The following is a 22561-nucleotide window of genomic DNA, read 5'->3' on the forward strand; positions in this document are numbered from 1 at the left end:
TCAGAGCACGCTCTGACAAGCTGCTGAAAAATCGGAGATTTTTCGCATCACGAGACGGCTTCGCCGTCTCGAACGACTTCGCTCGTACTTCTCGCGAAGACCTCGCACGAGATCGTCGACCGGCCTCGTATCACTCGGCCGGTCAACAGCGCGCGCCACCGCATGCCGGGTGATCGATCCACAGTGAGACGTCTGTCCCCTGAATTGAGCACGAAATAGCCGTCACCAAGAACCCGTCCGATTCGCTGCCGTCAACAGACGGGTTTGGGATTCGCGCCCATCCCCTCGAGCGTCTCGACATATTCGTCGTAGGCGGCCTGAATCGCGCCGCTCGCGGCCTCCTGGGCGCGGTCCCGGTCCTCGTCGCCGTCACAGACCGTCTCGAGCAGCGTTTTCACGCGCTCGAGTTGGTCGTCCAGGTCCTCGCCGAAACCGCGGAACAGGCTGGCAGTCTGGGGATCGGCGTCGCCGACGAAGTAGCCGACGACCTGGTCCTTCGAGCGCTGGCTCGCGAGAATGCGGCCGACGAGTGCGCCGACCCGTTCTACGGTGTCCTCGCGATCTCGGAGATATTCGTGGAGCTGGGGGATCTCGTTCGGTTCGTACTCGTCGTCGTCGAGTTTGCCGTCGACGGTCTCGTAGTGATTTTGCTCCTCCTCGGCCGTGGTCTCGAACGCCGCGCGAGCCTCGTCGTCGGCCTCGTCGTCGGCCCACTCGCGGAACGTCTGCCAGGCGGCGTACTCGGCGTCGGCGGTCGCCTCGAGGACGGGTTCGGTGTCGATCTCCCCGCCGGTGTTGGCGTACAGCGACTTCGAGGAGCCGAGTCGCGAGAGTGCGGTCTGGTTGTCCTCGCTGACGGTCTCGACGAACGCGTCCGGATCGGTCATGCGGAGTGCTTCGACCGGGCTCGAGTTATGTCTGTCGTCAGCGACCCGCGGACGGAGCCGCGGGCGTCCGCGCTGGCCGCTGTGACGGCTCCCGTTGGCTCGCCCTCGACCCCGCCTTGCCCCGTCCCGCCTTGCCCGTCCCCGTGTTGTCCGTCCCGCCTCGTCCGTCGATAGGCACCGGTTACCCGTCGCGGACCGAACGCCAACGGCGGCATAACAATTACCGTGTTTGGAATTTCCTCGATCGGAATGAAACGACGAGCGTATCTCGTGACGGCCGCCGCAGCGACGCTCGGTGGCTGTTCCGCCCTGACCGATTCCGACACGTCGGACGAACCGGACGATGACGACGGTAACGGCGATTCCGACTCGCCGGAGCCGGTCGACGAGGATCCCGGGTCGTTCGATCAGTTCGACGACCTCTCGATGTGGACGGTGATGGAAGGCTCACTCGAACTCGACGCCGAACGCGCATACGTCGGCGAGCAGTCCGGCCGCATGGAGGCGACGGAGGCAGAGCAACGAGTGATGATCAAACGACGATTCGACCAGCCGCGGGACCTCTCCGACGAATTCCCTGCGATGGCGTTCGCGACCGAGCAGGATGTCGACCCGATCGTCCAGCTCTCCGATACGGACGGCAACCGGCTCCTCCTCCAGTGTGACGTCCCGCCGGGACTCCCGTTCGCCCGCTACGATCTCGGGGTCATCGGGACCGACGGCGACCCGGATCTGAGTTCGATCGCCCACATCAAGATTTCGGCGCTGGCGGGCAACGGCGAGTCGGTGACGCTGTGGTGTGACGACCTCCACTTCGTCTCTCGCCCGGACACCGGCAAAGTCCTCCTCCAGTTCGACGGCGGCCGCGCATCCACCGCGACCCGGGCTCGCTCGGCGCTGTCGGACTACGACTTCCCTGCGACCGCGTTCGTCCCCACCGACTACGTCGACGGCTCCGGCTACGTCAGTCAGGGCCAACTCGAGACTCTCCAGAGCGAGGGATGGACGATCGCCAGTCAGGGGACGTCCAGTGGCAGTCTCGCCGGCCGGTCCGAATCGACACAGCGAGACCGCATCCAGGGCGCGATCGAGTGGCTCGAGAGCAACGGGTTCGAAGACGGTGCCGGCTACTTCGCCTACCCGCTCAATCGCTACGACGAGACGACGATGTCCCTCGTCGAGGAGCACCACGACGTCGGCTTCGTCGGCGGCTACGGCGGTCACGCAGACCTGTTGAACCCGGCGACCGCTCCGCGGACGGTCGGTCCGTCCGCCGACGAGGCAAAGCAGTTACTCGACCGGACGGCGCAGTTCCGGACGATCACCACGCTCAGCTACGCCGACCTCTCCGGCGCGACGGGGATGGCGCTCGAGGAGACGCTCTCCCATCTCAGCGACCTCGAGTCGGCTGGTGACCTCGAGGTCGTCGGGCCGGACGACATCGCGTCGAACCACATCTACGAGGAGTAGACGCTCAGGCGAGTGTTCGTCCGTCAGCGTGGCTGACGCTATTTTTACGAGTGCGACAGAAATGGATGCGGCGGAACCGCTAGTTGTCCGCCTTCTCGCTGCTCAGTTGCCCTTTTCAATCGGCGCGTTGACGAGATTGCCCCACTCGGTCCAGGACCCGTCGTAGTTGACGGTATCCTCGTAGCCGAGCAGTTCGTGCAGGGCGAACCAGGCGACGGAGGACCGCTCGCCGATGCGGCAGTAGGCGACGGTCGTCTCGTCGCCGTCGATGCCCTCGTCGGCGTAGAGCTCCTCGAGCGCCTCGGGATCCTTGAAGGTGCCGTCGTCGTTGGTTACGGCGGCCCACGAGATGTTCTTTGCGCCGGGGATGTGGCCGCCGCGCTGGGCGGTCTCCTGGAGTCCTGGGGGCGCGAGGATTTCGCCGGAGTACTCTTCGGGCGAGCGAACGTCGACGAGGGGAACGCCGCGCTCGATCGCGTTCTCGACGTCCTCTCGGTACGCGCGGATGCTCTCGCGCGGGCCGGCGGCGTCGTACTCGGTGCCCGAGAAGTCGGGCTCCTCGTCCGTGGTCGGGTAGTCGTTCTCGAGCCAGTACTCGCGGCCGCCGTCGAGCAGGTAGACCTCGTCGTGGCCGTAGTACTTGAACTGCCAGTAGGTGTACGCGGCGAACCAGTTGGAGTTGTCACCGTAGAGGACGACCGTGTCGTCCTCGCTGATGCCGTGGCTCCCGAGGAGGTCCTCGAAGTCCTCCTTGTCGAGGATGTCTCGCTGGGTCTGATCCTGGAGTTGCGTCTCCCAGTTGAACCCGATCGCGCCGGGTGCGTGTGCGTCGTCGTATGCTTCCGTGTCGACGTCGACCTCGACCAGTCGAAGGCCGGAGCCGTCGTCCTGGAAGTCGTCGAGGCGCTCCTCGACCCAATCAGCCGTGACGAGTACGTCTTTGGCGTAGTCGTTTGCCATACTCGTTCTATGGACGGGGACACACAAAGGGACTACTTAACCGGTCAATTCGGACACCAGTCGACTCTGTCGGAAACAATTGCCGCCACTGGGATCGATACTCCACAGCACCGTTCGTACAGCGGCTGTATTCGTCGGATTCGCGGTGTTTGCTGGAGCAAGCGGGCGGGACAGGGCAGGAACTCCACCAAAAACAAGCAAGTGTTGCCACTGTCCCGGTAGCCGGGATCGTCGCGAAACCGGTGCGTACTCGGATCTGCGGTTCGTATCGGTCGCCTAATGGACGAATCCGTCGTCGTCTCCCCCGACTGGCTCGCAGCGCGTGTAGACGACCCGACCGTGCGAATCGTCGACGTCAGGGACGCCTGGGAGTACGACGGGATCGGTCACCTGCCCGGCGCAGTGAACGTTCCCTTCGACAGCTACCGCGACGAGAGCGATGTCGACCGCGGTACCTTGCCCGGTGCCGAGGCATTCGCCGACCTGCTCGGAGAGGCAGGGATCGACTCCGACGACACGATCGTCGCCTACGACGACACCCACGGCGTCTTCGCCGCCCGGTTCGTGCTCACCGCCCTCGAGTACGGCCACGACGACGTCCGCCTGCTCGACGGCGATTACAGCGCCTGGAACCGGGAGTACGAGACCACGAGCGAGACGCCCGAAATCGAGGCGACCGAGTACGAGACCGATCCGCTCACATCCGAGGAGAGCCCGCTGGTGGGCTACGACGCCGTCGCGGACGCCCTCGAGCGCGATGCCGTCTTCGTCGACACGCGCGAGCAAGATGAGTTCGAGGAGGCCCGGTTACCCGGCGCGGTGCGCTTCGACTGGCGCGAGGTGGTCGACGACGAAACGCGGCGGTTGAAACCCGAGGGCGAACTCGAGGACCTGCTCACCGAGCACGGGATCACCCCCGATCGGGAGATCGTCCTCTACTGCAACACAGCCCGCCGGATCAGCCACACCTACGTCGTCCTGAAAGCGCTTGGCTACGAGAACGTCGCCTTCTACGAGGGGAGTCTGACGGAGTGGCTCGCCAACGACGGCGAGGTGGAGACGGGTCCCATTTCCACGGCCGACGACAACTGATACGGACTGCTGTCAGTCAGTTCCGGTGCGACCGCAGGCCGTCTCGCGGTCGCACCGGTACATCGTTACAGCAGACCGTATGACGCTTCGCGAGCGACTCGGTATCAGTTTCTGTCTCTTCCTCGATCGCGTGACTCTCACCGATCCCGAACCGACAGGGTTCACGTACGCGTGAATTGCCGTCGGCGTTCTCTGTTCCGATGGCGGTGATAGTCGGCGGAACTGTACGTTAGACGCAGGAACGATGATTCGGTACTTACTGGCCGGTCTCACTCGTTCCGCCCGGGTACTCCCCAAGCATGACTAACGACAATTCAGATCGGTTTGACATCGGTCGACGACCCGTCCTCGGCGGCATCGCTGGCGCCCTGTCGACGGGGGCCGTCGGCAGTGCTGCGGCGACCGGTGGGGACCATCACGACGAATCCGCTGACGAATCGGCGCAGGAAGAACCGGCGGCTCAACCGCCCGAAGCGGTTCCGAACGAATTCGAGAACGACGTCGACATCCTCAACTACGCGCTCACCCTCGAATACCTCGAGGCGACGTTCTACACCCGCGGGATCCGGAACATCGACGAATCAGCTCTCGAACAGCACTTCGCGGAGTGGGGGCCGATCGGGGACCGGGTCCTCAACCGGATCCTCAACCGACTCCGCGTCGTTCGGGATCACGAGATACGGCACGTGGAAGTCCTCACAGAGACGGTTGAAGCGGTGGGCGGCGAACCGGTCCAGTCACCGGAGTTCGACTTCGGGACGGCCGTCCAGGATCCGGCGGAGTTCATCGCCACCGCCGCCACCCTCGAGGACGTCGGCGTCTCGGCGTACGCCGGTGCGGCGCCGTATATCGAGACGTTCGAACTCGTCGCGCCGGCGCTCAGCATTCACAGCGTCGAGGCGCGACACGCCTCGTTCCTGCGAGAACTGAACGGCGAAATCGGGTTCCCGACGGCGTTCGACGAGCCGCGCTCCAAATCGGAGGTCCTGGAGCTGGCAAGCGGGTTCATCGTGGAATAGGGAGCGGTACGTGGTCACTCCCCCGCACGGTATTTTTTCCGCGGGTTCGAAATCGCTCGATTCACCGTCCGTACTGATCGCCAGCGAATACCCTAGTCCCGCCCGCTCACGTCTCGCCAATCAGGTGCCGTCGAGTACTTCGCGTCCGATAGCTCCTCGAACGCCGCGTAGACGACCTCGTTCAGCGCGGGGTGGACGTGGACCGGTCCCGCAACGTCGTCAACCGTGCCGCCACCGTCCATCGCGACGACGACCTCGTGGAGTAGCGTCGGGGCCTGTGGTCCAACGATGTGACAGCCCAGAATGTCGCCGTCGGGCCCGGCGATGGCTTTGACGAAGCCGTCGTCGGCCTCGAGGATCATCCCCATCGGCGCGGCCCCGTAGGGGACGGTTACGGCCTCGTACTCTCGACCTGCGTCCTCGAGTTCGCCCTCCGTTTGCCCGACGCTTGCGACCCGCGGGCTGGTAAAGATCGCGTGGGGCATCGCCTCGGAGTCGATCGTCTTCCCGGCATCGTCGAGCACGTTCGCCGCGACGACTTTCGACTCGTCGTCGGCCGCGTGTTTGAACGGCTGTTCGCCGAGGACATCGCCGAGCGCCCAGACCCCGTCCACGGCGGTCTCCAGCCGATCGTCCGTTTCGACGTAGCCCGTCTCGTCCGTTTTGACACCCGTGGTCTCGAGGTCGAGCGTGTCGGTGTTGGGTCGCCGCCCGGTCGCGAGCAGGAGGTCGTCGGCGGTGAGTTCGACGGTGTCGTCGCCGCTCTCGTCCTCGCCCGCGGGCTTGGCCGTCACGGTGACGCGGCCGTCGGTTTCGGCGACCGACCCGGCTTCGTAGCCGGTGTACACGTCGCAGTAGGTCTCGAGCGACTCGGTCACGACCCCGCTCACGTCGTCGTCCTCCCGCGGGACCAACTGGTCGCTCCGGCCGACGATCGAGACGTCCGCTCCCAGCGCGCCGAAGAAGTAGCCGAGTTCGGCCCCGATGTAGCCGCCGCCGACGATCACGAGTTCGTCGGGTCGGTCCTCGAGGAAGAGCGCGTCGTCGCTCGTGCGGTAGTCGACGTCCTCGAGGCCGTCGATCGGCGGGACCATCGGTCGGCCCCCCACGGCGATGACGACGGTGTCGCCGCTGATCTCCGCCGTTTCGTTTCCCTTGCCGTTCAGTTCGATCTCAATCGTTCGATCGTCGACGAAGCGCCCCTCGCCGCGGTAGAGCGCGATGTTCTCGGTGTCCTGCAGGCTCGACTCCTGATTGCTCGCCTTCTCGTAGACCGTCTCGCGGATCGAGGCCGTGATCTCGCCGTAGTCGATCCCATGCAACCGGGCAGGGACGCCGAACTTCTCAGCTTCGCGCACGTCCGATACGAGGTCCGCTCGGTGGATGAGCGCCTTCGAGGGGACACAGCCCCGCGTGATGCAGGCCCCGCCCAGCGGCCCGGGTTCGACGACGGCCGCCTCGAGTCCCTGGTCGGCCGCCGCGGTCGCGACCTGACTCCCCGATCCGCCGCCGAGGACGACGATGTCGTACGCATCCATACCGTTTGCAACCACGAACGGGCGCGTAAAACGGGAGCCTGCTATGCGAACCCGGTCAGTCCCCGCCGCGCCGGCCGACGTTCGTATAGTCGCCACTGAAACGATTCACACACTGATCGCAACGCAGCCATTCGATCGGGTGTTCAATGACTTTCAGTGGCGACTCTAACCGCCGCCGTCCCGGCGAGCCCGTGATTCCCCTCGTCGTCGCGCTCTCACTCGAGTCGGCCCGTCGATTCGTCGCCGTCGAACCCGGTCTCGTCGGCTCGGAAGAACAGAAGGAGGGTCGATCGGCCATCTCGATTCGCGTCGATACCGTGACCGTCGTTGATCGGTCGGGCACCGCCGCCGTCACCGACGACGTCGGGCGCACCGAACCGGTACCGAACCGACTCGCTCGTCGGATCGAACTCGTCGGTCTGTCGGACCGCGACGGGGATCACGCCACGCCCGTCCGGATTGATCGGCGCGCGGTCGCAGCCCGGTCGGATCTCGATCTCGAAAAAACGTGTACTGATACCGACTCTCTCGGCCATCTCGGGGCGTCATCGCACGCGGGTCGTCTCAGAGCCAGTCGTCGCCCGGATCGTCGTCCGTCGCGTCCGTATACCCCTCGACCGCCGCCGCGAGATTCGCGAGGGCCTCCTCGGGCGTCTGTCCCTGGCTCGAGACCCCGGTCTCCTCGTCGTCGGCGATGTGGAGGCCGTGCTCGTTTTGCCGCATGGTCACGTCCGCATCGGCGAGGGCCTCGTACTCCGAGGGATCCACGTCTGCGTCGGAACTCATACGTGGGAGTTGTCGCGGTCGGCTGAAATACTCTCCGACGCCGGGCGATCGGTTCGGACGAGGACCGCTCGAGCGGTCGAACCGGTTCAGTCATGTCGGCCGTAGAAAAAGCCTTTAACACCATCGTCCCCTAGACCCAGCAAATGGTACTCGACGATCTCGGGAGTTCTCTGCGGGGCACCCTCGATAAGCTCCGCGGGAAGTCGCGACTCAGCGAAGAAGACATCGAGGAGATCGTCAAGGAGATCCAGCGCTCGCTGCTCTCCGCCGACGTCGACGTCTCGCTCGTGATGGAGCTGTCGGACAATATCAAAGAACGCGCCCTCGAGGAGGAACCGCCGGCCGGCACGCCCGCGCGGGACTTCGTCCTCCGCATCGTCTACGAGGAACTGGTCGATCTCATCGGCGACTCCACCGAGTTGCCCCTCGAGGAACAGACCATCCTGCTGGCCGGCCTACAGGGGTCCGGGAAGACGACGTCCGCCGCAAAGATGGCCTGGTGGTTCTCCACGAAGGGGCTCCGACCGGCCGTCATTCAGACGGACACCTTCCGCCCCGGCGCGTACGATCAGGCCCAGGAGATGGCCGAGCGCGCCGAGGTCGACTTCTACGGCGATCCCGACGGCGAGGATCCCGTCGAAATCGCCCGCGAGGGGCTCGAGGCGACGAGCGAGGCCGACGTCCACATCGTGGACACGGCGGGTCGCCACGCGCTCGAGGACGATCTGATCGCCGAGATCGAGCAGATCGAGGGCGTCGTCGAGCCAGATACGTCCCTGCTCGTTCTCGACGCCGCGATCGGGCAAGGGGCGAAAGAGCAGGCCCAGCAGTTCGACGAGTCGATCGGGATCGACGGCGTCGTCATCACGAAGTTAGACGGGACGGCGAAGGGTGGCGGAGCCCTCACCGCGGTGGATCAGACCGACTCCTCGATCGCCTTCCTCGGGACTGGTGAGGAGGTCCAGGACGTCGAGCGCTTCGAGCCCGACGGCTTCATCTCGCGGCTGCTCGGGATGGGCGACCTCAGCCAGCTCGCCGAGCGCGTCGAGCGCGCGATGGAGCAGACCGATATCGAGGAAGACGACTGGGACCCCGAGGACATGCTGCAGGGGCAGTTCACCCTGAACGACATGCAAAAGCAGATGGAGGCGATGAACAACATGGGGCCGCTCGATCAGGTGATGGACATGATCCCCGGCCTCGGCGGCGGGATCAAGGATCAGCTGCCCGACGACGCGATGGACGTCACCCAGGATCGTATGCGGGCGTTCTCCGTGATCATGGATTCGATGACCGACGCGGAGAAGGAGTATCCCAAGGCCATCGGCGCAAGTCAGATCAAGCGCATCGCCCGCGGTTCGGGGACCAGCGAGGAGCAGGTCCGGGAACTGCTCCAGCAGTACAAGATGATGGAACGCACCATCAAGCAGTTCCAGGGCATGGGATCCGAACAGGAGATGCAGCGCATGATGAAACAGATGCAACAGGGCGGCGGTGGCGGTGGCGGCGGCATGGGCGGTATGGGGCCGTTCGGATAGACCACGCCCGCGTTTCGCCGATACACGCCACACGAAACTCCCCAGTCCTGTCGGTTTGGAGGACTCTCATACTGCCACTACGTTAATGCCCTTCTAGACGAATCCTCGAGTAGAATGAATCGTCGGCAGTATCTCGCCCGAACCAGTGCGGCCGGTGTGAGCACAGGAACTCTGGCAGCGATGGCCGGCTGTCTCGGTGAGCTCACGGGCTCGTCGGACACGGACGACGTCGCGGTCAGCGATCGGACCGGCGAACGCGCGATCGCCCGCGCGGCGGGGAGCCTGAACGAGGCCGCCCAGTCGCTGAACGACCTCGACGGCCTCGAGGATCCCGAAGCGGTCGAGTTCGATCCGACGGTACCGCGCGACCATCTCTCGGCGGCGCGCGAGCACCTCGAGACCGCGGAATCGGAACTGGGCGACGACCGGACGAGCGACATCGAGACGCTTCGCTCGTACGCGGACGCCCTCGCCGGCCTCATCGCGGTGACCGTTGCGGTCACCGATGACACGATCACCGACGATATCGAGGCCGTCAACGCGGCGCTCGCGGAGAACGGTGATCTCGAGGCGGCGAACGAGACCGTTGACGAACGCAACGAGACCGTCACCGGCGCGCGCGAACGCCACGCGGAATCGACGACGACGATCGATTCCATCGACGGTGATCGGCTCGGCGAACTGTCCGGCATCGATCTCGCAGAGCTCGAGGACGGCGCGGCCGCGCTCGGCGATGCGGTGACGTCACTCGAGACCCTCACCGAGACGTACGATGCGACACTGAGCGAGGACGACGGATTCGGCGCGCTCGAACGCGGCCGGAACAAACTGGAAAACGGCGAGTACGAGGTCGCACAGGCGGCGTTCGAGACCGCCGAAGCGACGTTTTCGGCGTCGGTGGACCGACTCGAAACCGGCCGATCGGAGTCTCCGGAGGGATACGCCGACTACTTCGAGACGGCGTCGTGTCAGAACGGCCACCTGCGAGACGCGGCAGCGGCGTTCGCCGAGGCGGCAGCCGCCGCGGCGGACAGAGACCCGGTCGCTGCCGAGAACCACAGGAATCAGGGCGAAGACTCGCTCGATGCGGTCGGTTCCTGTACGGACTAGTCGGACGACCCGGTCGCCGCAGCGTCGCGCTCGCGGGCGGCCGCCAGCGGGAGTTCGTCGATTAGAACGACCGCGTCCCCCTCGAGAACCGTCGTATAATGCATCTGACAGTCATACGCTGTCTGCCAGTATCAGTTGTTGGGAGGCCGGTGTTCCTGCGGAGGAGCAGTGTGTAGCGGGCGAGTCGATTCGATCGAACGCGATACTGGTTGGGATGGCAACTATTACCGTCGTCACTAGCGGCTTACGTCTGTCTGCCTATGCATAGTAAGCATGACTGAGATAGAATTTATTACCTTCGCTTGTACGAATCCGGATCGATTGGCGTCGTTCTGGGAACGGGCTATCGACGGCGAGCGTCGCGACCTTCCGTCGTCGCTCGAACCGGAAATCGTCGATCGGCTCGGTGAGGGGCCGGACCTCCTGTTCAAACCCCAGCCGAAGGGAACCGAGCGAGACCTGCCCATCCATCTCGACCTGTCGACCGAGGATCGGGAGGCGACCGTCGATCGACTCCGCGAGTTGGGTGCGTCCGTCCGTGAGACGAAGACAGAGACCCACGAGACACGGACAGCCGTCTGGACGATACTGGAAGATCCAGCGGGCAATGGCTTCTGTGTCAGCGAGTACGACCGGTGAAGCGACCGACTCGAGACGACCAGTGTAGGGGGATCGATAGGACGGCGAAACCGACCCGATTCAGGTGTCGACCGGCCGCCCGTCTTCCGTCGGCGGCGCGATGTGGTCGACGTACTCCTCGAGGGTCGGCTCTTCGACACGGACCCGAACGCTAATCTCGCCGAGCTCGTCGGGTTTGCCGACCGAGAAGTTCACGTAGTCCTCGAAAGCCGCCTGCTTTTTCAGCGCGAAGGTGAACGCGTCACCCTCGCGGTTGGCGAAAAACTCGCCGCGGGCGGTGTCGAGGATCTCCTGGCGGTGCAACTGCTCCGAGAAGTGATCGAGCTCGTGGGCCTCGGCCCTGACCTCGCCGAACTCCTCCTCGAGGTCGGCGGTGGGAAAGATGTTCGCGACGGCGTCGATCACGCGACTCGTAACCTCGGTGTCGTATATCGGTGCCGTAATCTCGACGTCGACGCGGTAGATCTCGCTCATGGGTCGGCTTCGGCCTCGGCACGTTTCTCGTCGTCGGTTCCCCGGACGATCGACCGGATCCGGTCGTGGAACGCCTCGAGCGAGTCGGTGTTCTCGACGACCACGTCCGCGCGCTCCATCGCATTGTCCATCCCGAAGCCGCGCTCGCGTTCGTCGCGGGCTGCCAGTCCCTCGCCGCCGTCGGCCTCGCTCGCGTCTCGACCGCGCTCGTCGATCCGCTCGGCTCGCAACTCAAAGGGAGCTTCGATACTGACCAGCGTGAACGCGTCGCCGAACGCCTCCTCGAAGACGTCGACCTCGGTGCCCGAGCGGATGCCGTCAACCAGCACCGTCTCGTGACCCTCGAGGCGATTCTCGATCATCGGCAGCGATCGTTCGGCGATGGCCGCCGGGCCGTTTTCCTCGCGCAGCGCCTGCGCGACTGTGCCGTGATCCGTCGCGGGGTCGAGCCCGCGGTCGGCCGTCTCCTGGCGGACGACGTCGCCCATCGTGACCACCGGGATTCCGTCCTCGCGTGCGACGGTCGCGGCCTCGCCCTTGCCGCTTCCGGGGAGTCCGACCGTTCCGATGACGTGCATCGAGACTACGTACCGGCGAGACGTGCATAAACGCTGTGTTCGCTGTTCGGTCCGGACTGCACCGTCTTCGCTCGGCGGTCGGGCCGTCCATCGGTTCGCTGCAACGGTTTTAGGATCGACATTCGCCGCGTTACATTCCGGCTCGACCACCCCTCGAGCCGGGTTACACTCGACAGTCGGTCTCGCTCGAGTCGGCGCGGCTTATACGCCTGCTATGGATGAGTTCGATCGCATCGAACCGACGCGTTCGGCGGTCGTATTTCGCTCAACCGTTCCAATTCCAGGTAATTCAGTCAAACCCTAACTGATCGCTGAAACGGAGAGACGCCGTTATGTGGCAGTCCGTTGCGGAGACGGGTGCGTATCATGACAGACACGATCATCACCAGGCGTCGATTCACGGCCGGAGCCAGCGCCGGACTGGTCGCTGCAGTCGCGGGTTGTTCGGACAACGGCGATTCCAGCGAGGACTCGCCGGACGACGAGTCGGACGGAACGGACGGTTCCGGGGACACCGGCCCCGGCGATGACGGCAACGAATCAGACGACGGTGGGCTCGGTAACGAGTCGGATGATGGCGAACTCGGCAACGAATCCAACGAGTCCGATACCGAATCCGACGACAGCGGAGTGGGGAACGAATCCGACGACGGGACGAGTGATGACACGGAGAACGCGTCCACCAACGAGTCCGACGGCAACGACACCGAGAACTCGAGCGACGACGATACGGAGGTCGAGTTCTGACGCCGGCCGGTGCTAACGCGGGTACTCACGAGGACGCACCTCTTTTTCGCGCGACGTACCGGGCACCGTCAGGTACCGCGTTCGAACTCCGTTCGCCTGTCCGATAGCGCAGCGAGCGGTCGACTGCGACGAGAATCCCAACCGCTTATGCCGTTCCGTCGTGGATTCGGACTCGAGGGCACGTAGCTCAGTCCGGAAAGAGCGTCGGACTTCTAATCCGACGGTCGTGGGTTCAAATCCCATCGTGCCCGTTATCTGCGTGTAAACCGTTTCAGTTGGTACTATAGGTTCGAGAACGTTGCGACAACGTACCGAACTCGTCCAACCGTCACGCCAGGTCCTCGAGCGCGACGACCGCACGCTCGAGCAGCGCCGGGAGATCGCCGAGACGCTCTCGACTCGAGCAGTGACGTTCGATGTCGATACCGAGATCGCTGTCACTACTGATTGAATTCCGTCTCGAGAAACGCTGGCTGAGGGCCAGCGTCGGAGCCCCCACCCCCATAGGTGATCTGTAGGTGGGAGGGTTTGAGATCGAGTTTGACAATTTGGCGATTGACTTTCAAGCCGGAACGATCTCAGATGCGGCGAGGTTCCGTCTGTCTCGCAGTCGGATAGATTCTGTCGGGCAACGACTGAATCCTCTCCCCCGCCATCCATTTCTTTGTATCACACCGACATAGTCTTGTCGGCTGTATGATACCTACCGAAACTATCAATAGTGATTACTGAAAACAATTGCTTGCCTCCGACCATCCTCTCCCCCACCCATTCGGAGGCATTCCCATCCCCACCTGCCGTTTTGTCAAAAAATGGTATCGATCGCGATCTTCGATTGTTCGGTCCCGCGGTGATCGCCGCCACCGTGCCACCGGAGCAGCGGGAGATCGCTCGAGCGGACCATCTTATCGCAAAGAATCGTGCAGCCCGATCTTGCTGATTCGCCCGCGCAGCTGGTTTAACTCGAGAAACGCCTCGACGAGATCGCCGTGGATGTCCTCGAGCATGGTCTTCGTCGTGACGAGTTTCGAGTCGGCCATCTGCGACATATAGCAGCCTCGAACGACCAACTCGCCGATATCCTCGTGATGGGTGAACTCGCGGACTTCGAAGGCATCGCCGTCGTTGCACACGTACGGCGACGGTCCCTCGACGGTCTTCTGACTCCACAACTCCGGCTCGACGTAGTATTTCTTCCTCACGTCATCGACGCCGTTGATATGGTAAACCGTCGTCATTCGCCGGTCGCGGAGCTTCCGGGCTCCCGTGACGAAGATCGCTATCAGTGGCGGTCCCAACAGGATCAGCGCCGCGAACCAACCGAAGACGATCGGCGGGATACCCGGAACCGACGGCCGAATCCAGAGGATCGCAACGCCGAGCGAGAACAGCACTGCGAAGACGAGCAGCTGTGCCTCGGCGACGACGTAGGTGATTCGGTCCTTCCAGTTTCCGAAGGTGCCGCTCGTGTCGCTCATGCCTCGACCACCCCGGACTCCTCGGAGCGAACGACAGCCGACTGCGTGTGAGACGGCCGGGACGAGCGCCGAGAGGATGTTCAGGATGAACATCAGCAGGAGCGTGACCGTCTCCATGTCGGTGTAGTCCTTGATGGTCATCTGACCGTTCGTGACCCACGCAACGATCACGGTGATCATCGAGACGAGGAAGCCGTAGGTGATCTCGGTTCCCTGCGAACTGTACAGGACGCCGTCGAACCCGGTGTTGAACGGTGCCCCAAGGCTGAACGTGCCGACCGCTGCGACGGAGATCGTCGCGAGCACGAACAGCGGTGCGAGCACGCTGTCAATCAGGTCTATGCCGTCTTCACGCCGTACCGCGCTTGGCACTGCGTTTGATGGTAGGCTAAGAGCCATACGACCGGTCGTCATCCCTTCCCATCGAAAAGATCAGGAAAACCAAGGTTCACCAAAGTTTATACCAAGGCGGGTTGCCGCCGATGCATGGCGCTGAACAAACTCAGACGCTTGGACCAGAACTCGCTCGGGATCACGCTGCCGAAAGACGATCTCCGCGTCGAGGGGCTACTCGACGAACACGGCGAACTCGAGGGAGAGCACCACCTCCACATCCGCCACATCGGTGACGGTGAATGGACGGTCGAACTCGTCGAGGGGATCGACGCGTGAGCGCCGGTCTACTCGAGGAGGCCAGGCGAGAACAACGCCTGGAACTCGAGCGGGAAGCGAGGAAGGCGATCGAACTTCGCGCCCAGCTTCCCCAGCTCGTCCAGGAGGCGATCACCCAGCTGCTCGGGGAAGCCGACGACCTCGAGCATGCGCGTGAACTCGCCGGGCTCGACAAGGCCAAGACGGAAACAGATCAATGACTAACGAGGATCCGACAGTGTTCGAATCGATCGTTACTGCTCTTTGCGAGACTTGCCCGAAGAATTAGCTGGTAGCTTTCGGGTTCGCGATTGTGGCCATCGTCCGATGGTGACCGTGTACTACCTGCTGTTCAATGAGGTTCGTACCGTCTACGAGAACGGCTACTACGCCACTCTTGCGTTCGCTTTCATCGGTTCTGTTCCCGTCTGGCTGGTACATGAGTACCGTGTTGAGCTATGACCGAGAATGGAGGGGAAGTGGAAGCATGATCGAGAGGACTACCTTTTCTTCTCCGAGCTGAATCTCTCGGGTGGCGTAATATGTCCTTGCGTCTGAAAAGAATAGAAAGCGAAGTCAGTGCTTAGCTGAAGTCGATCTCGAAGTTCGCGACAGTGGTTTCCGAGTCACCGGAGACTCCAACAACAGTAAAGTCACCCTCCGCATCGCTCTCGAAGTTGTTGCTAATACCGCTGGTAGTGTTACTACTGTCACCTGCAACCGTGACTGTATCTCCTGTTCCATCTAAGCCACTCAGCTGAATTTCGTCGCCAGTCATCTCACTACTTGGACCGCGGACGACGAAACTCTCTGCGTTCCCCATATCAGTTACCGTGAACTGCACTTCTTTGTCGGCATCTGTCACTTCAGTATCGACAGCAGCATTCACCGGCTCCTCCTGATTCCCGCCCATATCCAGCACGAATGCCGCGATCACGGCCGCGAGAATCACGGTGATCGCAACCATGAGGATGACCCCGATAACCGGGCTCACTGCTCGTTCGTCGTCCGATCCAATCAGCTTGTTTCGAATTGATTTTCCGTCCATTGTTTCTCCGCATCGACGCGTGAACGGTGGGAAAGCTTATCTGACCCCTTGTTGAACCGCGCAATGCGGTAAGGGGAATGAGGGACCTACCCCATCGTGCTTTCTCGAGCCGTCGTCGTCTGATGCTAATAGCTGACACCGAATCGGTCCTATATATATTTAGGCAATAGTGAAACTGTTTCACGCTGATAACACTTTCAGAACTGATAATCAGTCACCCATAGAAACCCTCCAGCGGTCCCTTGAAGCACCGCCATCTGGCGATTAGCCGAACACTCGAAAGATCGGTATGGATTTGGCGATTCGACCACACGAGACAGGCATGTCTGATTCCGCTGGTCTCGTTACTGAAAGAGAGTTCGCGCGCACCTACGACGGCGGTGATTACGACGACGCATGGGAAGCCGTCGAGCAGTATCGACGAGCGATCACCTACCACGCCGATAACCCAGACGCGGGGATCGGCGAGCTGGTGCGAATCTCTGGGGCGACTCGAGTCAGTGTGTAGTCGTGGATCGACGACGGCGGGACGCCGGCCGCGGTCTAGGGCCTCTACACGGCACACAAACATCGATGGATCGGCGTCACCTACGACGAGATCACGCCGCTGAATGTGCTCGCCGCATACGTCTACTCGTCGGGCACGATATCGAGCCACAACTACCACCCGTCGTTCACGCTCGCCGACGGCGATTCGATGGTCACGAACACGCTCGAGTTGATGGACATCGGGTATCGGGATATCGAGCGGCCTGGGGAGAACCGAGATCCGGCCGTTGGCCCGGCCGAAGACGCGGCTGTGCTTGGGCGCGTCCTATCGGTGCTCGGCGTACCGGTTGGTCGGAAGACGGAGATCGACGACCTCTCGCTACCGTGGTATCTCGAGGATGCACCCGCGAGCGTCCGCAAACGGTTCGTCGATATCTATTGTCAAAATCGTGCACAGTCAAAGCCCGACAACGCGGGGTTGACCATCATCGAAGAGCGGTCACAGTCCTATCGGGAGGAACTCGCCGCATTGATCGAATCGGTTTCGGGCGAGCGCGTGAATGTCACTGATAACGGCGTGATGATATCCGCGGATGCGGCGCGTGCGTTGGGAATAGCTCACTAACGAGTTTTATCGGTGACCAATCAACGACGCAGTTAGTTCAGCGTACTCGAATTCTTGTTCAGTTATTTCTCCACTTCTTCGGCCTCGAGTTCTCCCTCGAGATACGCGCGGCCGCGGTCAGTGATCTGGTACAGTCCCTCGTCGACGCGATCGACAAGTTCGGCGTCGCGAAGCTTTCCGAGCCGCGTACTCAGATAGTGTCGCGAGTAGTCGATATTCGCCTCGAGGACGCGAGGGGACAGGATCAGATCGGTGTCCGCGAGGGTTTCGAGGATGCGGCCATCGGCTTGCGTCATCCACGATACCCTCGGTCTTCGCATACAGTCACGTCCTATACCGGCATTTTATCAATACTGATTGAGCCTATTGACAGTAACATTCGATTTACTGTAGATTAACGAACGGTCGGTTACGTATAAGTAAGTGAGACCGCCGAGACGCTTTCGACTCGAGCAGTGGGTTTCGAGGTCACTACTGAGATCGTCGTTGAAATGGACTCGTACGAGATCGAATCTCAGCTCCGAGTATCAGAGCGGCTCACACTGCGGTTTTATCAGGATCGAGGGCCGCTACGCGGTTCTCGAGAGCGACGTCGCCTGTACTATCGACTGTCACCGTGTAGCCGTTGTAGACGAATTCGACTCGAGACGGACTCCTACCGGAGTCGTTTGCGTCATAGAGTGAGTCGAGTGCGTCCGTGTTAATCGCGTAGTGGATCGGTGGGTTGAGCTCTTCCGGTTGGACTCCTTCACGTTCGGCGACTTTGTCCACGATCTTCAGACTGAGTGATTGAGTCGGTTGCACAATCTCCGATGTCAGGAACTACCACATAAAACCAGATGTTCCTCTAATGACGTGCGTCAGACATCGGCCTATGAACGGTTTCATGATCGATTCTGAATCGGAGGGAAATAAGTGATTACGGAGGCAGAGTCTCACTTATTCAGAAGATAGTATCAATCGGAATTTTCGCTTGCTCGGTCCCACGGTGATCACCGCCACCGTGCCACCGGAGCAGTGGCATATCGCTCGAGCGGACGATTTTGCCACGTAGGAGTGTGCAGCCAGAGCATCCATGTGCCCCTATAGTACCAACTGCAACGATTTACACACTGATCGCACAGCTATCGTGCGATCAGGTGTGCAGTGACTTGCAGTGGCTACTATAGACGATGAAACAGTACCAGCTGTCGTGACGCCGTAGTTTCTCGTCGCCGATATACTCCTCCGCTGGCCTCGAACCGAGCCCCCATCGCTCGCTTCGATCGGTTCGGGGAACCTGTTGCTCGGATCGCGGGTGCGGATCGGTTTGCCTCGCTGGCGTTGATCCGCTCGAGCGACCGTGTCACACGGAACTAACGGCGGAGAACGGAACGGTCTCCATGCAAATCGGTAACGTCGAAGATCCAGAAGCAGACGATACGTTTAGCGAGATGACGTACGTCATCAATATGCCCGGAGAGGTGACGGACTCAAACGCGCTGACGGTCGATGGAAACACTGCCACGTGGCACCTCCACGAAGAGAGACCGAACGTTTTGTCCGTAGAGTCCGAGACTGGGTCCGACACGGCGTCCGACTCTGACTCCAGCGATGATGACGGTATCCCCGGATTCGGAGTCGGTGCCTCCGTCGTCGGATTACTCATTGCCGTGCTGGCGCTTGGATACCGACACGACTGAACTGCTCTGTCCCGGTTCGATCGTTGTTCGACGATGGATGCGGAGCGGGATCGAGACGGAAATCGAGACCGTTCGCGACTCTCAGCAGACACTCGAGAACGACGATCGACCGACGGGGGAATACTTTTTCACCCGGTATTATTTAAAAATTTACTTGTTCCGGTACACTAATGTCGGCCACTAACGTTATATAGAACGTCGGCAGAGCCAATCGCTGGCATCTCAGGGGATACGGGGGACGCACCGATCATCGCGACGCACGCACGACGATCGCTATCCCGCTGCCGACACGTGTACACCCTTTCGAATCCCGAAACTTGCCCGGTAGCCCTCGCTGTCGCCCGCGCTCGGTTGCCGCCGCTCGAGCCGACAATCTCCGCTCTCACCTGTACCTGGGCCTCCCGTTCAGGCCCACGATACAACCCGCTGGATCACCTTCCGACGGTATGGACGACACCGACCTCGAGCCGGTCGCGTTTACTGGCCCGGACGCGCCGTCCGAACCGGACACGTTCGCCGATCAGGCTCGCCGGCGCGCCGACACCGAACGCGAGGTCGTCGAGTGGGCTGTCGCCGAACTCGAGTCCATGATCGACGCCCGGGAGGTCGACCTCGAGCCGCTGCTCGAGTACGCGCGTCGCAGTCGGGAGAGCATGCCCGACCGACACGTGCGGTCCTACGAGGCGATGGCCGAGATGCTCGACGTCGATCCTGATAGCTACGAGGTCTATGCCTTCGCGTACAGCGACCTCTGTGACGAACTGGCCGCCGAGCCGGCCGCCGATCCCTCGCGTGGCTGTACGAACGCGCTCGTGTCGCCGTCGCGGACCGGACGAGACGGCTCGCTCGTGCTCAAGAACCGCGATATCGCCGGCCGGGGTGCCCGCCCTAAATCGGTCGTCGAACAGCCGGCGATCGACGGCTACCACGGCTTTCTGACCGTCGACACCTGCGGAACGGTCATGCTCTACAAGGGCGTGAACGATCGGGGGTTGGTCGCCGCGAACACCTACATCGACGCGAACCGGGACGATATCGAGCCCGAGGCGCAGTTCCGCAACGGCACCGTTGTCCGGCGCGTGCTCGAGGAGTGTGCCACCGTCGGGGCGGCCCGGGAACTCCTCGAGTCGATCCCGACGCGGCAGCTGATGGCCCAGACGCTGTTTCTGGCGGACGGAACCGACGCCGTCTTGCTCGAGGTGAACCCGCTCGAAGAGCGGATCGCGGTCGCCGACGACGGGGCCGTCGCTCGGACGAATCACTTCGTGCTGTCGCGTTCGGCGTCGACCGAGAGTTCTCGCCGCCGCCGGGAGCGAGCGACGGCGCTGCTCGAGGCGGGAGGCGACGAAATCGACCGCGACTACCTCTGGGCGGTCGCGGCGGATCACGAGTACGGGCCGGGAAACGAGTCGATCTGCCGGCATCCCGAACCCGAGACGGACGAGCACGCGTTCGGTCAGTTGACGACCGCGAGCGCGGCCGTCTTCGAGGGTGGCTCGCCGACGGTAGAACTCGTGATGGGCAACCCCTGTGAGACCGAGCCGGCGCGGTGTTCGTTCGGCGACGAGTTTTCGATGGCGCTTCGGACGGGAGCGCGGTGGCTCGAGCGGCTTCGATCCCAGTAGATATAGTAGCCACTGAACGTCATTGCACACCTGATCGCACGAGTACGTTACGATCAGCGTGTAAATCGTTTCAGTGGCTACTATCGGAATACGAGTTCGGCGTTTGGAAGAGTACCGAAAACCGAGTCCGCCAGTGAGAGATCGTTCGCTTCCGGCCACGTACTGGTCGCTCGTTATCGCATTTCCGCGACACAGGTATAGTCAGCCTCCTCTGCACGAACCCATATCGTTTCGAGTTGCTCGTCAGTCGCATCCGCGGGATAGAGAACGCACATGTTGGCCGAATTTGTGTTTTCAGCCACGACAGCTTTCACTTCTATCGGACTCAGTGGTTCAAATCTCGAGTTCATGTTTTGACACTATCGTGTGATCTTGTGGGGGTGTCTCTGCACGGAATAGATGAGATCTCCCAGTAGATGGGCAATCGCTTTCTTGTGTGCTTCTTTCCCACAATGGATGTGAGCGGGGCGAACCGATTGTGCGTCGTAGGCAGCAAATGCATCCGGAGGAAGCGTCTCTTCTCGCTCGAGATATCTCCGTATTTCCAACAGCAACGCGTGCAGATGTATGAGTTCTTGTTGTCTCACGTTACCATATATCGCTGCTTCGCTCCTTAGCGCTTTTTGAGACGCCATTTAGATGTAATGATCCGAGTAACAAGTGTGAATGGTAGGTTCATCTGATGATAGCTTTTACTGCGTCTTTGGTGAAATTAGTATTCGCTCCATGGTCTATATTTACCTCAAATCGCACGAATATTTTCACTCATGGAAACCGCGCTACTCTAGTACCAACTGAAACGAGTTACACACCGATCGCATAGCAATCGTGCGATCGAATGTGCACTGACGTTCAGTGGCTACTTTCTAGTGAGACTCGAGCAGAATATCCGGTACGGAAATAGCTAATCTCGTCAGGCTCGAACGCGGCGGCGTTCGAGGTCGGCCTCGAGCCGATCGGCGGCCCGGAGCCGCAGTTTCTTCGCGCGCCGCTCGGTGATTCGCGAGTCGGTCATCCGGTCCGCGAGCGGGTCGTACTCCGCTGGCGTGAATCCGAGTCCGCGCAGGTAGCGCCGGACTTCCGCCCCCTCGAGGCCGTCGCGAATCGCCGCGTCGGTGATCGATTCGACGGTCTCGAATGCGGGGAGGTGGAGCGGTTCGTCGGTGACGGCGTTCGATTCGATGATCGCGTCCGATTCGGTGGGTACTGCCGTCTCGTCGCGAACCGTCCCGTGCTCGTCCGCGCGGGTGACGATCGATCGCACCTCGGCCGTGAGCCGGAGCACCTGGCTCGGGAGGGCGGCGTCGGACGAGCGCCACTCGACCGTGGGCATCGCTTTGCGTAGCCGGACCGGGTTCCAGACCGCATCGTAGGGGCAGAACTCGTTCTCGAAGGTGGCCCGGTCGACGCCGCGCTCGAGCGCCCGCTCGCGGAACGAGTCGTAGGCGTCCTCGAGGCGCTGTTCCCACTCGGCGACGCTGTCGACGTAGGGCCAGAGCTGGCCCTGTTCCGGGCAGGTCTCGTAACACGAGCGCCGGTAGAGGAAGGGGCGGGCGCACTCGAGGATGCGTTCGCCGCGGTAGTGTGCCGAACTGCTGACCAGCGCGAACGCCGGGTCGATCGCGGTCAGGGCGTTGAGCTGGTCGGCGACGTTCGACCGCTCGAAGTGGACGTGCGTGCCGGCGCAGACGCGGGCGTCGTCGAACGTCGGCCCGACGATCCGGCGCTGGAGGTCGGTCCCCTCCTTGTCACGGTAGGGGATGTCCGCGGGTGCGACGTTTAGCGGCGTCGCGAGCGGGACGAGCCGCTTGTTCCGATCGCGTGCCGCGTCGACGACGCGGCCGATTCGGCCGACGAGTTCCTCGCGGAGTTTGGCCATCGATCCACACGGGGTCGTCTTGATCTCGAGCATCGGCTCGACGAACTCGGGGTCGACCTGCGGCGAAACGTCGAGCAGTGTGTCAGGTGAGACGAGGTCGCCGGCGTCGTCGACGACCCAGTACTCCACCTCGAGGCTGGTGTTCATGGATGTGTCTGTTGGAGCGCGACGTCTGGCCCTCGAGCAAGCCGTCACCGGGCCGCGTCTGACGGACGGCGGTTGGCGAGCGCTCGTCCCAGCGGACTG

26 protein-coding genes, 1 tRNA gene and 1 pseudogene are annotated in these 22561 nt (G+C 62.3%); 14 read left to right on the plus strand and 14 right to left on the minus strand.

Translation table 11 applies throughout. From position 1 onward, the window contains the following. Positions 1-251: 251 nt before the first annotated feature. Entirely contained in the window at positions 252-887 is a 636-nt protein-coding gene (locus tag ACEWFR_RS22065) for a rubrerythrin family protein (RefSeq protein WP_374063073.1), read from the minus strand. 249 nt (positions 888-1136) lie between these two features. On the opposite strand from ACEWFR_RS22065, the gene ACEWFR_RS22070 reads away from it, so the two are divergent. Then, positions 1137-2357 (plus strand): polysaccharide deacetylase family protein, encoded by a 1221-nt coding sequence (locus tag ACEWFR_RS22070; protein ID WP_374063074.1) that lies wholly within the window; start codon positions 1137-1139, stop codon positions 2355-2357. Positions 2358-2459: 102 nt separating this feature from the next. Here the strand turns inward: ACEWFR_RS22070 and ACEWFR_RS22075 are convergent, their stop codons facing one another. Continuing rightward, positions 2460-3317: a sulfurtransferase gene (locus tag ACEWFR_RS22075; protein WP_374063075.1), complete on the minus strand. Its 858-nt coding sequence runs from the start codon at positions 3315-3317 to the stop codon at positions 2460-2462. A 279-nt stretch (positions 3318-3596) separates the two neighbouring features. Between ACEWFR_RS22075 and ACEWFR_RS22080 the strand changes: the two genes are divergently transcribed. Together ACEWFR_RS22080 and ACEWFR_RS22085 are read left to right on the plus strand one after the other, a co-directional pair. After that, on the plus strand, positions 3597-4409 hold the full coding sequence (locus ACEWFR_RS22080) for a sulfurtransferase (protein ID WP_374063076.1): 813 nt from the start codon (positions 3597-3599) through the stop codon (positions 4407-4409). Between the two features lie 299 nt (positions 4410-4708). Beyond that, entirely contained in the window at positions 4709-5428 is a 720-nt protein-coding gene (locus ACEWFR_RS22085) for a ferritin-like domain-containing protein (RefSeq protein ID WP_374063077.1), read from the plus strand. A 92-nt stretch (positions 5429-5520) separates the two neighbouring features. Here the strand turns inward: ACEWFR_RS22085 and ACEWFR_RS22090 are convergent, their stop codons facing one another. From ACEWFR_RS22090 to ACEWFR_RS22100, 3 genes are all read right to left on the minus strand, one after another. Next, positions 5521-6966 carry a dihydrolipoyl dehydrogenase gene (locus ACEWFR_RS22090; protein WP_374063078.1) on the minus strand — a complete coding sequence of 482 codons (1446 nt, stop codon included), beginning with the start codon at positions 6964-6966 and terminating at the stop codon, positions 5521-5523. A 215-nt stretch (positions 6967-7181) separates the two neighbouring features. Beyond that, positions 7182-7502, minus strand: coding sequence for a hypothetical protein (locus ACEWFR_RS22095; protein WP_374063079.1), 321 nt, complete (start codon positions 7500-7502; stop codon positions 7182-7184). A gap of 28 nt (positions 7503-7530) precedes the next feature. Continuing rightward, the gene (locus tag ACEWFR_RS22100; protein WP_098724899.1) at positions 7531-7752 is read right to left on the minus strand and encodes a hypothetical protein; all 222 of its coding nucleotides are present in this window, start codon (positions 7750-7752) and stop codon (positions 7531-7533) included. A gap of 143 nt (positions 7753-7895) precedes the next feature. Here ACEWFR_RS22100 and ACEWFR_RS22105 point away from each other — a divergent pair, with 143 nt between their 5' ends. The 3 genes from ACEWFR_RS22105 to ACEWFR_RS22115 all read left to right on the plus strand — a co-directional run bounded on the left by ACEWFR_RS22105 (position 7896) and on the right by ACEWFR_RS22115 (position 11039). Next, positions 7896-9290, plus strand: coding sequence for a signal recognition particle protein Srp54 (locus tag ACEWFR_RS22105; protein WP_374063080.1), 1395 nt, complete (start codon positions 7896-7898; stop codon positions 9288-9290). 156 nt (positions 9291-9446) lie between these two features. Beyond that, the gene (locus tag ACEWFR_RS22110) at positions 9447-10400 is read left to right on the plus strand and encodes a hypothetical protein (protein ID WP_374063081.1); all 954 of its coding nucleotides are present in this window, start codon (positions 9447-9449) and stop codon (positions 10398-10400) included. A 273-nt stretch (positions 10401-10673) separates the two neighbouring features. Beyond that, a complete protein-coding gene (locus tag ACEWFR_RS22115; protein ID WP_374063082.1) occupies positions 10674-11039 on the plus strand; it encodes a VOC family protein in 366 nt (121 codons plus the stop codon). A 60-nt stretch (positions 11040-11099) separates the two neighbouring features. On the opposite strand, the gene ACEWFR_RS22120 is transcribed toward ACEWFR_RS22115, so the two are convergent. Both ACEWFR_RS22120 and ACEWFR_RS22125 read right to left on the minus strand, forming a co-directional pair. Beyond that, positions 11100-11513 (minus strand): RNA-binding domain-containing protein, encoded by a 414-nt coding sequence (locus ACEWFR_RS22120; protein WP_374063083.1) that lies wholly within the window; start codon positions 11511-11513, stop codon positions 11100-11102. Next, the gene (locus tag ACEWFR_RS22125; RefSeq protein ID WP_374063084.1) at positions 11510-12091 is read right to left on the minus strand and encodes an AAA family ATPase; all 582 of its coding nucleotides are present in this window, start codon (positions 12089-12091) and stop codon (positions 11510-11512) included. Before ACEWFR_RS22125 ends, ACEWFR_RS22120 begins: the two co-directional genes overlap by 4 nt. A 366-nt stretch (positions 12092-12457) precedes the next feature. On the opposite strand from ACEWFR_RS22125, the gene ACEWFR_RS22130 reads away from it, so the two are divergent. Both ACEWFR_RS22130 and ACEWFR_RS22135 read left to right on the plus strand, forming a co-directional pair. Beyond that, complete coding sequence (locus ACEWFR_RS22130) at positions 12458-12838, plus strand: hypothetical protein (RefSeq protein WP_374063085.1); 381 nt, start codon at positions 12458-12460, stop codon at positions 12836-12838. A gap of 176 nt (positions 12839-13014) precedes the next feature. Continuing rightward, positions 13015-13089: transfer RNA gene (locus ACEWFR_RS22135), tRNA-Arg, on the plus strand. Positions 13090-13166: 77 nt separating this feature from the next. On the opposite strand, the gene ACEWFR_RS22140 is transcribed toward ACEWFR_RS22135, so the two are convergent. Together ACEWFR_RS22140 and ACEWFR_RS22145 are read right to left on the minus strand one after the other, a co-directional pair. Continuing rightward, positions 13167-13343, minus strand: a complete 177-nt coding sequence (locus ACEWFR_RS22140) for a hypothetical protein (RefSeq protein ID WP_374063086.1) — start codon at positions 13341-13343, stop codon at positions 13167-13169. A gap of 418 nt (positions 13344-13761) precedes the next feature. After that, positions 13762-14316: pseudogene (locus ACEWFR_RS22145) on the minus strand (hypothetical protein); the annotation flags it as partial. A gap of 486 nt (positions 14317-14802) precedes the next feature. Between ACEWFR_RS22145 and ACEWFR_RS22150 the strand changes: the two are divergent. After that, a complete protein-coding gene (locus tag ACEWFR_RS22150) occupies positions 14803-14988 on the plus strand; it encodes a hypothetical protein (protein ID WP_374063087.1) in 186 nt (61 codons plus the stop codon). Further along, positions 14985-15188, plus strand: a complete 204-nt coding sequence (locus ACEWFR_RS22155) for a hypothetical protein (RefSeq protein WP_374063088.1) — start codon at positions 14985-14987, stop codon at positions 15186-15188. Before ACEWFR_RS22150 ends, ACEWFR_RS22155 begins: the two co-directional genes overlap by 4 nt. A 362-nt stretch (positions 15189-15550) precedes the next feature. Here the strand turns inward: ACEWFR_RS22155 and ACEWFR_RS22160 are convergent, their stop codons facing one another. Beyond that, positions 15551-16015, minus strand: coding sequence for a type IV pilin (locus ACEWFR_RS22160; protein ID WP_374063089.1), 465 nt, complete (start codon positions 16013-16015; stop codon positions 15551-15553). Between the two features lie 322 nt (positions 16016-16337). Here ACEWFR_RS22160 and ACEWFR_RS22165 point away from each other — a divergent pair, with 322 nt between their 5' ends. Continuing rightward, positions 16338-16523: a hypothetical protein gene (locus ACEWFR_RS22165; RefSeq protein WP_374063090.1), complete on the plus strand. Its 186-nt coding sequence runs from the start codon at positions 16338-16340 to the stop codon at positions 16521-16523. Between the two features lie 105 nt (positions 16524-16628). Then, on the plus strand, positions 16629-17129 hold the full coding sequence (locus ACEWFR_RS22170; RefSeq protein ID WP_374063091.1) for a hypothetical protein: 501 nt from the start codon (positions 16629-16631) through the stop codon (positions 17127-17129). 62 nt (positions 17130-17191) lie between these two features. Here ACEWFR_RS22170 and ACEWFR_RS22175 read toward each other — a convergent pair whose 3' ends face one another. Together ACEWFR_RS22175 and ACEWFR_RS22180 are read right to left on the minus strand one after the other, a co-directional pair. Continuing rightward, positions 17192-17425: a MarR family transcriptional regulator gene (locus tag ACEWFR_RS22175; protein WP_374063092.1), complete on the minus strand. Its 234-nt coding sequence runs from the start codon at positions 17423-17425 to the stop codon at positions 17192-17194. A gap of 241 nt (positions 17426-17666) precedes the next feature. Beyond that, entirely contained in the window at positions 17667-17933 is a 267-nt protein-coding gene (locus ACEWFR_RS22180; RefSeq protein WP_374063093.1) for a HalOD1 output domain-containing protein, read from the minus strand. A gap of 629 nt (positions 17934-18562) precedes the next feature. Here ACEWFR_RS22180 and ACEWFR_RS22185 point away from each other — a divergent pair. Then, positions 18563-18811, plus strand: a complete 249-nt coding sequence (locus ACEWFR_RS22185) for a hypothetical protein (protein ID WP_374063094.1) — start codon at positions 18563-18565, stop codon at positions 18809-18811. Between the two features lie 446 nt (positions 18812-19257). Next, positions 19258-20436, plus strand: a complete 1179-nt coding sequence (locus ACEWFR_RS22190) for a C45 family autoproteolytic acyltransferase/hydolase (protein ID WP_374063095.1) — start codon at positions 19258-19260, stop codon at positions 20434-20436. 359 nt (positions 20437-20795) lie between these two features. Here ACEWFR_RS22190 and ACEWFR_RS22195 read toward each other — a convergent pair whose 3' ends face one another. After that, positions 20796-21071: a UPF0058 family protein gene (locus tag ACEWFR_RS22195; protein WP_374063096.1), complete on the minus strand. Its 276-nt coding sequence runs from the start codon at positions 21069-21071 to the stop codon at positions 20796-20798. Positions 21072-21349: 278 nt separating this feature from the next. After that, a complete protein-coding gene (locus tag ACEWFR_RS22200; RefSeq protein WP_374063097.1) occupies positions 21350-22462 on the minus strand; it encodes a glutamate--cysteine ligase in 1113 nt (370 codons plus the stop codon). Positions 22463-22561 lie beyond the last annotated feature (99 nt).

Origin of the sequence: Natrinema sp. H-ect4 (assembly GCF_041894845.1) — an archaeon.
Lineage (GTDB): Archaea > Halobacteriota > Halobacteria > Halobacteriales > Natrialbaceae > Natrinema.

Bases quoted from the DNA above. Each gene is read 5' to 3' on its own strand.
- ACEWFR_RS22150 (WP_374063087.1), top strand. From the start codon at position 14,803: ATGGCGCTGAACAAACTCAGACGCTTGGACCAGAACTCGCTCGGGATC.
- ACEWFR_RS22175 (WP_374063092.1), bottom strand. From the start codon at position 17,425: ATGACGCAAGCCGATGGCCGCATCCTCGAAACCCTCGCGGACACCGAT.
- ACEWFR_RS22080 (WP_374063076.1), top strand. From the start codon at position 3,597: ATGGACGAATCCGTCGTCGTCTCCCCCGACTGGCTCGCAGCGCGTGTA.
- ACEWFR_RS22200 (WP_374063097.1), bottom strand. From the start codon at position 22,462: ATGAACACCAGCCTCGAGGTGGAGTACTGGGTCGTCGACGACGCCGGC.
- ACEWFR_RS22115 (WP_374063082.1), top strand. From the start codon at position 10,674: ATGACTGAGATAGAATTTATTACCTTCGCTTGTACGAATCCGGATCGA.
- ACEWFR_RS22095 (WP_374063079.1), bottom strand. From the start codon at position 7,502: ATGGCCGAGAGAGTCGGTATCAGTACACGTTTTTTCGAGATCGAGATC.
- ACEWFR_RS22070 (WP_374063074.1), top strand. From the start codon at position 1,137: ATGAAACGACGAGCGTATCTCGTGACGGCCGCCGCAGCGACGCTCGGT.
- ACEWFR_RS22075 (WP_374063075.1), bottom strand. From the start codon at position 3,317: ATGGCAAACGACTACGCCAAAGACGTACTCGTCACGGCTGATTGGGTC.
- ACEWFR_RS22185 (WP_374063094.1), top strand. From the start codon at position 18,563: ATGACGTACGTCATCAATATGCCCGGAGAGGTGACGGACTCAAACGCG.
- ACEWFR_RS22195 (WP_374063096.1), bottom strand. From the start codon at position 21,071: ATGGCGTCTCAAAAAGCGCTAAGGAGCGAAGCAGCGATATATGGTAAC.
- ACEWFR_RS22100 (WP_098724899.1), bottom strand. From the start codon at position 7,752: ATGAGTTCCGACGCAGACGTGGATCCCTCGGAGTACGAGGCCCTCGCC.
- ACEWFR_RS22190 (WP_374063095.1), top strand. From the start codon at position 19,258: ATGGACGACACCGACCTCGAGCCGGTCGCGTTTACTGGCCCGGACGCG.
- ACEWFR_RS22125 (WP_374063084.1), bottom strand. From the start codon at position 12,091: ATGCACGTCATCGGAACGGTCGGACTCCCCGGAAGCGGCAAGGGCGAG.
- ACEWFR_RS22160 (WP_374063089.1), bottom strand. From the start codon at position 16,015: ATGGACGGAAAATCAATTCGAAACAAGCTGATTGGATCGGACGACGAA.
- ACEWFR_RS22130 (WP_374063085.1), top strand. From the start codon at position 12,458: ATGACAGACACGATCATCACCAGGCGTCGATTCACGGCCGGAGCCAGC.
- ACEWFR_RS22085 (WP_374063077.1), top strand. From the start codon at position 4,709: ATGACTAACGACAATTCAGATCGGTTTGACATCGGTCGACGACCCGTC.
- ACEWFR_RS22120 (WP_374063083.1), bottom strand. From the start codon at position 11,513: ATGAGCGAGATCTACCGCGTCGACGTCGAGATTACGGCACCGATATAC.
- ACEWFR_RS22140 (WP_374063086.1), bottom strand. From the start codon at position 13,343: ATGGGGGTGGGGGCTCCGACGCTGGCCCTCAGCCAGCGTTTCTCGAGA.
- ACEWFR_RS22065 (WP_374063073.1), bottom strand. From the start codon at position 887: ATGACCGATCCGGACGCGTTCGTCGAGACCGTCAGCGAGGACAACCAG.
- ACEWFR_RS22090 (WP_374063078.1), bottom strand. From the start codon at position 6,966: ATGGATGCGTACGACATCGTCGTCCTCGGCGGCGGATCGGGGAGTCAG.
- ACEWFR_RS22165 (WP_374063090.1), top strand. From the start codon at position 16,338: ATGTCTGATTCCGCTGGTCTCGTTACTGAAAGAGAGTTCGCGCGCACC.
- ACEWFR_RS22105 (WP_374063080.1), top strand. From the start codon at position 7,896: ATGGTACTCGACGATCTCGGGAGTTCTCTGCGGGGCACCCTCGATAAG.